This window comes from Marinococcus tarijensis (assembly GCF_054971385.1).
In genome coordinates this window covers 189,548-196,630 of record NZ_JBQOJA010000002.1, presented here as the reverse complement: position 1 = coordinate 196,630, position 7,083 = coordinate 189,548, and the positions used below count along the sequence as shown (strand labels likewise).

The following is a 7,083-nucleotide window of genomic DNA, read 5'->3' as shown; positions in this document are numbered from 1 at the left end:
ATCTCAGCCTGCGGATTCGCCTGGAAACCGGAAACCATCGACGACAACTCGTCAAGTCCATATTTTGGTGAAGAGCCCAATATTTAAATCCATGACCAACATTTGTTTTCAAAACTGCAACATTAGAGTTCTAGATTTAATATTAGAAATTATTGGAGATATCATCTAAAAGATGATTTTGGGGTTCAGGTTACACGGCAGGAGTCATACACGTTTTTAAGGTACTCTTGGGCAGTGCGAAAAAACCAAGAAATCAATAATCAGTGTACGGAATTATTCTATGCTTCATGAAGGGCTTTTACACTCCTACTGCTGGCTCCCGGGGCGTCCTTCCAGTAGTTTTCCATATAGCTATCGACCAGAATGATGTTTTGATCGATTTCATTGTATGTATTTACAAAGATTTTTTCTTTCTCTTATCGTTAATAGAAATAATTGTTAGTGAATCTGCAATATAAAAGTAACTAACAAGATACTCTATATTTACAAAGGCCCTCTGTTCCTAATTTTTCAGGAACAGAGGGCCTTAAAACCTTGGGGGAAGCTCTTTTTTATTCCTCGCTCTCGCTTTCAGTCTGCAGGGAGACGGTCCGCTGCGGGACGAAGGTGCTGATGGCGTGCTTGTAGACGAGCTGCTGCTTGCCGTCGCTGTCGAGGACGACGGTGAAGTTGTCAAAGGCTTTGATCAGGCCGCGCAGCTGAAAGCCGTTCGTCAGAAAGACGGTCACCTGAATTTTTTCCTTGCGTACCACGTTTAAAAACTGATCCTGGATATTGACTGATTGTTTCATGATTGAATCTCCTTCCACTGCGGGGCTTAGTAAGTGATTTATGTATTAGCGATGCTCGCGCTCGAACTGCCGCAGAATCGAAGCAAACGCTTCGTCGGCAAACGGCCGGGAGCGATCGGTAATATCATACCAGTGTGCGTCCTCTTTGTTGCGGAACCAGGTGAGCTGCCGTTTGGCGTATCTCCTGGAATTGCGTTTCATCCGCTCGGCGACCCAGTCGGCGCTCTCGTCCCCGCGGAAATACGGGAACCATTCCTTGTAGCCGATCGCCTGGGCGGCCTGTACTTCCTCGCCGAAGCGTTCGTACAGCCAGCGCGCTTCGTGCTCGAGGCCGCCTTCCATCATGCGGTCGACCCGGCGCTCGATCCGCTCATACAAATACGGACGGTTCATTGTTAATCCTATCATGAATGAGGCGTAGGGCGAATGCTTTTTTTGCATTTTTTTGGATAAAGTTGGACCTTCCGACGTTTCAAGAATTTCGAGCGCCCGCACCACCTTGCGCACGTTGTTCGGGTGAATCGCGGCCGCTCGCTCCGGGTCCCGGCGCTCCAGGTTCGCATGCAGCGCCTCGCTTCCGTACTGGTGCGCGTACAGCTCCCACTTCTCGCGCACGTTCTCCTGCTTTTTCGCGTCATAAAACGAATAGTCGTGCAGGAGCGCCCGGATGTACATGCCGGTGCCGCCCACGATAATCGGAAGCTTGCCTTCCCCGTGCAGCCGTTCAATGATCGGCTCGGCCGTTGCCTTAAAGTCCGCCGCGCTATACGGCGTGGCCGGCGACAGCATGTCCACGAGATGGTGCGGGGCCTCCCGGCGTTCCTCGAGCGTCGGCTTGGCCGTCCCGATGGTGAGGCCTTCGTACACCTGCATCGAATCGCCGCTGATGATTTCGCCGTTGTATTTATGGGCCAGTTCAATGCCGAGCCGCGTTTTGCCGACCGCTGTCGGGCCGACGACGGCGAGTACAGGTTGCTTCACGTGTATGCCTCCTTCCATCCGTACCGGACTACGGCGCTCCGCCGCCCGGCCGGGGTTAACTCGTACTGCTTAAAATGCGGGCTGTCCGCATGGTCCTTCACGACAATCCTGCGTCGGGCCACCCGCAGCGCCTCCTCGATCCATTTATCTGTCAGCGGGTCAGTTGCCGCCACCGGGCGCAGCCGGTCAATCGCCGGGCTTGTGTCCACCGCTTCGGCAAACATCGGGTCCAGGTATACAACATCCATGCAGCTGTCGGGAAGCAGCCGCAGCAGGCGATAGCTGTCGCCCCGGACGACCGTGATTCGCTGCATTGCCTCCGTAAACCAGCCGGGGTAGTCCCCCGGAACCCGGAGCCCTTTGCGGACAAGCGATGCCACGACCGGCTGTTTTTCGATGCCGAGCACCGTGCCGGGCGCTCCCGCGCCGAGAGCAAGCATGATGCTGTCGGCGCCAAAGCCGAGCGTCGCGTCGAGCACCGTATCGCCCTCCTGCACGTCTGCCGCCTCCAGCAGCGGGTCGCTCCCGCCTCGGTGCACGTGCAGGCCGCGCAGCCACGCCATCGACGGGTGAAACGCGAGCGGCTCGGCGGATTCCACCGCCGGATGGTACGTATCGCCGCCTGCGGCCACAATGTAGATATCCTCCTGCGTCTCCCGCTGCCAGCGCTGGATCGATCGCTTCTCTCTTGACACGTACGGCGCGTTCCACGCCCGTGCCTTTGTCCCGGCTTCCGCGCGCACATCCGGGTCCGGCTTTTTAGCGGTGGTAATAATCACGGCGCTCTCCCTTTCTATGCAGCTACATGATGCGCTTGAACATTTTTTCCATGTCGTAGTCGGAAAAGTGAATGATGATCGGGCGGCCGTGCGGGCACGTATACGGACTCTCGCACGTGCGCAGCCGGTTGACGAGCGCCTGGATTTCATCCTTCGTCAGGTAGCGGTTCGCCTTGATGGCCGCCTTGCACGACATCAGAATCGCCGCCTCCTCGCGGAGCTCATGCACGCTGATGCGTTTGTTGTTTTTCACTTCTTCGATGCATTCGCGTATGACGCTTTCTTCGTCGCCGGCCGGCAGCCAGGTCGGATGCGCGTGCACCCGGAACGTCTGGCCGCCGAAAGGCTCGAGGAAAATCCCGATGTTTTCAAAATCGCTCTGCCGGTCGTTGATGAGGATTTCCTCCTCCTTGGTCACCTCAAGCAGAATCGGCACGAGCAGGTGCTGCACGTCCTTGTCCACGTCGCCGATTTTCACGCGGAAGTATTCGTAAAAAATACGCTCCTGCGCAGCGTGCTGGTCGATCATGTACAGCGCGTCCTCGTTTTCCGCGAGAATATACGTGCCGTGAAACTGGCCGATCGGACGCAGCTCCGGCAGCTCCGGGCCGGTGCTTTCCGGTACCGGGGCTTCGGGCTCCGGCTGCGGCGCTTCCCGTTCCTCAGGCCAGGCATCCGCATGTTCAAACACCGTTTCCGCTTCCGGCTCCTTGGCAGGGGCCTCGTCGCTGAACGACGCCTCGTGGGCGGAGGCGTGCGACGCCGGGGACGGCTCCGGTTCAGCTGGGGCAGGCGGTTCCTCCCGCTGGGGCTCGGCCGCCGGTGTTGGCGCCGGCTCGGCAAAGGTGAGGTTCATCTGCTCGGACGCAGGCGCCGATTTGGCCCGCTTCTGGTCGCCGGCCGGAATGAGCCGCTCCTGCTGGAGCCGCTCCCGCACCGCCTGTTCGACGAGCTGCAGCAGCTCCTCCTCCTTGCTCACGCGCACGTCGAGCTTGGACGGGTGCACGTTCACATCAATCAGCCCGACGTTCATTTCAATATGAAGCGCAGCAATTGGGTGCTTGCCGATTGGAAGCAGCGTATGGTAGCCGGCTTCGATCGCTTTGGTGAGCGGGTAGTGCCGGATGTAGCGGTGGTTCACAAACGTCGACATGTACTGGCGCGAGGCGCGGTACGTCTCGGGCTTTGCGATCCAGCCGCTCACCCGGTAGTCGTCGGTCTCTGCCTCGATGTACAGCATATCGCGCGCCGTCTGGCGGCCGTAAATGGCCGCGAGCACCGGCTGCAGGCCGCCGTTTCCATTTGTGAGCAGCAGCTGCTTGCCATGGTGGTACAGCCGGAAGCTCACGTCCGGGTGCGCGAGCGCCTGCCGGTTCATCACGTCCGCGACGTTTGCCACCTCGGTGTTCATCGTGCGCACATATTTGAGCCTTGCGGGCGTGTTAAAAAACAGGTCGCGCACCTCCACCTGGGTGCCCTGCCGGCTTTTGGACGGCGTGCAGGCGATGCGTTTGCCGCCCTGATAGCGGATGAGCACGCCGGCCTCGCGCCCGTCCCCGGTTTCCATCGTGACGTTCGAGACGGCCGCGATGCTCGGGAGCGCCTCGCCCCGGAAGCCGAGCGTCTCAATCTGAAACAGATCCTTTTCCCGGGACAGCTTGCTCGTGGCGTGGCGCTCAAAGGCAAGCTCCGCGTCCTCCTGGTCCATGCCGCGGCCGTTGTCGGTCACCCGGATGAGCGACAGTCCGCCCTCCTCGACGTCTACCTGGATCGTCGTGGCGCCGGCGTCAATCGCGTTTTCCACCAGTTCCTTGACGACCGAGGCGGGGCGTTCGACGACTTCCCCGGCCGCGATTTTGTTGGCGAGGCCGTCCGGAAGTTTTTTTACATACGTCACCGCTTATTCCTCCTCCTGATTCGCGTACTGCTGGAGCTCGTACAGCTTTTCAATCGCATCCATCGGGCTCATGCGGAGCACGTCGGTCCGCTTCAGCTCGCTCATGATTTCCCTGGCCCGGGCGCTGCCGTCATCGATCGAAAAGAGCGCGAGCTGCTCGGGCTCCTCCGTCTCCCGGACCGTCGTTTCCGGTACGGGTTCCTCGGGTGCTGCGTAGGCGGCGGTTTTCTGCTGCTCAAAGCTTTTCAGAATCGTCTCGGAGCGCTCAATCACCTGGGGCGGCAGCCCGGCGAGCTTGGCCACGTAAATGCCGTAGCTGCGGTCGGCCTTACCCGGCTCCACCCTGTGCAGGAAGATGATTTCCCCGTCCTCCTCCACTGCCCGCACGTGCACGTTCCGAAGCGCCGGCAGGTGGTCCTCCATCACGGTCAGCTCGTGGTAGTGCGTGGAAAAGAGCGTTTTGGCCCCGATGTTGGCATGAATGTATTCCATGATCGCCTGCGCGAGCGCCATGCCGTCGTACGTGGACGTGCCGCGCCCGATTTCGTCGAGCAGAATCAGGCTGTCGGCGCTCGCATTCAGGAGCGCCTGCTGGGTTTCCTTCATTTCCACCATGAACGTGCTCTGGCCGCTCGTTAAGTCGTCGGCTGCCCCGATGCGGGTGAAAATCCGGTCAAACACGGGCAGCTCCGCCTCCTCGGCGGGCACAAAGCAGCCGATCTGCGCCATGATCGCAATCAGCGCCACCTGGCGCATCACCGTGCTTTTGCCGGCCATGTTCGGGCCCGTAATTAACAGCATGCCGTGCTCATCCATATGGGTGTCGTTGGCCACAAATTCGCCGGCGGTCAGCATCGTTTCCACGACCGGGTGACGGCCGCCGCGTACGGAAAGCGTTTTGTCCGCGCTGAAGGCCGGGCGCACGTAGCCGAGCCGCTCACTCACGTGGGCGAAGTTCTGCAGCACATCCATTTCACTCAGCAGGTCCGCAAGCTCCTGGAGCGGACGCACGTAGCCCGCGACGCGTTCACGCAAATCGAGGAACAGCTCGTATTCAAGATGGACGGCACGGTCCGCCGAGCCGAGAATCAGGTCCTCCTTTTCCTTCAGCTCCGGAGTGATGTAGCGCTCGGCGTTCGTGAGCGTCTGCTTGCGCTCGTAGCGGCCTTCCGGAATCATGTGGGTATTGGCCCGGGTGATTTCAATATAGTAGCCGAACACCCGGTTGTAGCCGACCTTGAGCGACTTGATGCCGGTCTCGGCCCGCTCCTTCTGTTCGAGCTCCGCGATCCACTGCTTGCCGTTCTGGCCCGCCTCGCGGTACTGGTCAAGCTCCTCGTGAAAACCGGAACGGAACATGCCGCCCTCCTGGACGCCAAATGGCGGGTCGTCCACCAGGCTCCGGTCAAGCAGCTCCTCAAGCTCCTGAAAGGCGGACACGTCTACAAGACGCTCGTTGATGGCCGGGTTGTTCATCCCTTCGAGCAGGTCGGCAATCGCCGGCACCGCCTGCAGCGTCCGCCGCAGCTGCACAAGCTCCCGGGCGTTAATGTTGCCGTAGACGGCTTTGCCGGCGAGCCGTTCAATGTCGTACACGTCGCGCAGATGCTCGCGCAGGTCCTCGCGGGCAAAGAAGTTTTCCGCAAACGACGCCACCATGCCGTAGCGCTCTTCGATGGCCGGGCGGGAAAGCAGCGGCTCCTCGATCCAGCGCCGCAGCTTCCTGCCGCCCATCGCGGTGACGGTATGGTCGAGAACGCCGAGAAGCGAGCCGTCCTTCGTTTTGCCCATCATCGTCTCCGTCAGCTCCAGGTTGCGCCGTGAATGCAGATCGAGCTGCATCGTCCGGTTCGGCTCGTATACCATAAACGGCTGCAGGTGGCCGAGCGAGCGCTGCTGGGTGCGCTCCACGTAGCCGAGCAGAAGCGCCGCCCCGTCCCGGAGCGTACGGCTCTCAAGGGCGCTGGTAAGCTCCTCCCATTCCGGCTTCAGCTCCGGCACCGATCCAGTGGAAATCATGCCGCGGTAGATGTCAGCCATCACGCCCTCCTGCTCCTCCGGAACGATAATTTCCTTCGGGTGCGCGGTCGTCATTTCACGCTGCCATTCGCCGACGTCATCGGACAAAAGCGCCGCAGCCGCTTCCCCCGTCGTCAGGTCCGCCTTCACAAACGCCGTTTCCGTTCCGTTCGGCACCATCGCCACGAGAAAGTTGTTTTCCGTCTCATCGAGCGCGCGCCCTTCCATGATCGTCCCGGGGGTGATCATGCGCACTACTTCGCGCTTGACAACTCCCTTCGCCTTGGCCGGGTCCTCCACCTGCTCGCAGATCGCAATTTTATACCCTTTTTCGATCAATGTTGCAATATACCCTTCGGCGGAGTGATACGGCACTCCGCACATCGGGATATCGTTTTCGTTTTTCTGGCCGCGTTTTGTGAGCGTAATTTCCAGTTCGCGGGCGGCAAGCTCCGCGTCGTCAAAGAACATTTCATAAAAGTCGCCGAGCCGGTAAAACAAAAAGGCGTCCGGGTAGGCCGCTTTAATGTCTTTATACTGTTTCATCATCGGTGTATCTGTCTCTGACATCCAAAAGCCTCCGTTATATGTGTTTCATTGCGTATCTATTGTACAG

At 59.4% G+C, this 7,083-nt stretch carries 5 protein-coding genes; all 5 read right to left on the bottom strand.

The genetic code is table 11. The features are described 5' to 3' along the window. Positions 1–551 precede the first annotated feature (551 nt). The 5 genes from hfq to mutS all read right to left on the bottom strand — a co-directional run bounded on the left by hfq (position 552) and on the right by mutS (position 7,037). On the bottom strand, positions 552–791 hold the full coding sequence (hfq, locus tag ACTTK7_RS02175; RefSeq protein ID WP_022792841.1) for an RNA chaperone Hfq: 240 nt from the start codon (positions 789–791) through the stop codon (positions 552–554). Positions 792–836: 45 nt separating this feature from the next. Beyond that, a complete protein-coding gene (gene miaA / locus ACTTK7_RS02170; RefSeq protein WP_462865403.1) occupies positions 837–1,772 on the bottom strand; it encodes a tRNA (adenosine(37)-N6)-dimethylallyltransferase MiaA in 936 nt (311 codons plus the stop codon). Next, entirely contained in the window at positions 1,769–2,335 is a 567-nt protein-coding gene (locus ACTTK7_RS02165) for a class I SAM-dependent methyltransferase (RefSeq protein ID WP_462865418.1), read from the bottom strand. The genes miaA and ACTTK7_RS02165 overlap by 4 nt, the downstream gene beginning before the upstream one ends. A 238-nt stretch (positions 2,336–2,573) precedes the next feature. After that, on the bottom strand, positions 2,574–4,448 hold the full coding sequence (mutL, locus tag ACTTK7_RS02160) for a DNA mismatch repair endonuclease MutL (protein WP_462865402.1): 1,875 nt from the start codon (positions 4,446–4,448) through the stop codon (positions 2,574–2,576). Between the two features lie 3 nt (positions 4,449–4,451). Next, a complete protein-coding gene (gene mutS, locus ACTTK7_RS02155) occupies positions 4,452–7,037 on the bottom strand; it encodes a DNA mismatch repair protein MutS (RefSeq protein WP_462865401.1) in 2,586 nt (861 codons plus the stop codon). Between the last annotated feature and the right edge of the window lie 46 nt (positions 7,038–7,083).

Coding starts and splice junctions, on each gene's coding strand:
- hfq (WP_022792841.1), bottom strand. CDS start 791: ATGAAACAATCAGTCAATATCCAGGATCAGTTTTTAAACGTGGTACGC.
- ACTTK7_RS02165 (WP_462865418.1), bottom strand. CDS start 2,335: ATGGCGTGGCTGCGCGGCCTGCACGTGCACCGAGGCGGGAGCGACCCG.
- mutS (WP_462865401.1), bottom strand. CDS start 7,037: ATGTCAGAGACAGATACACCGATGATGAAACAGTATAAAGACATTAAA.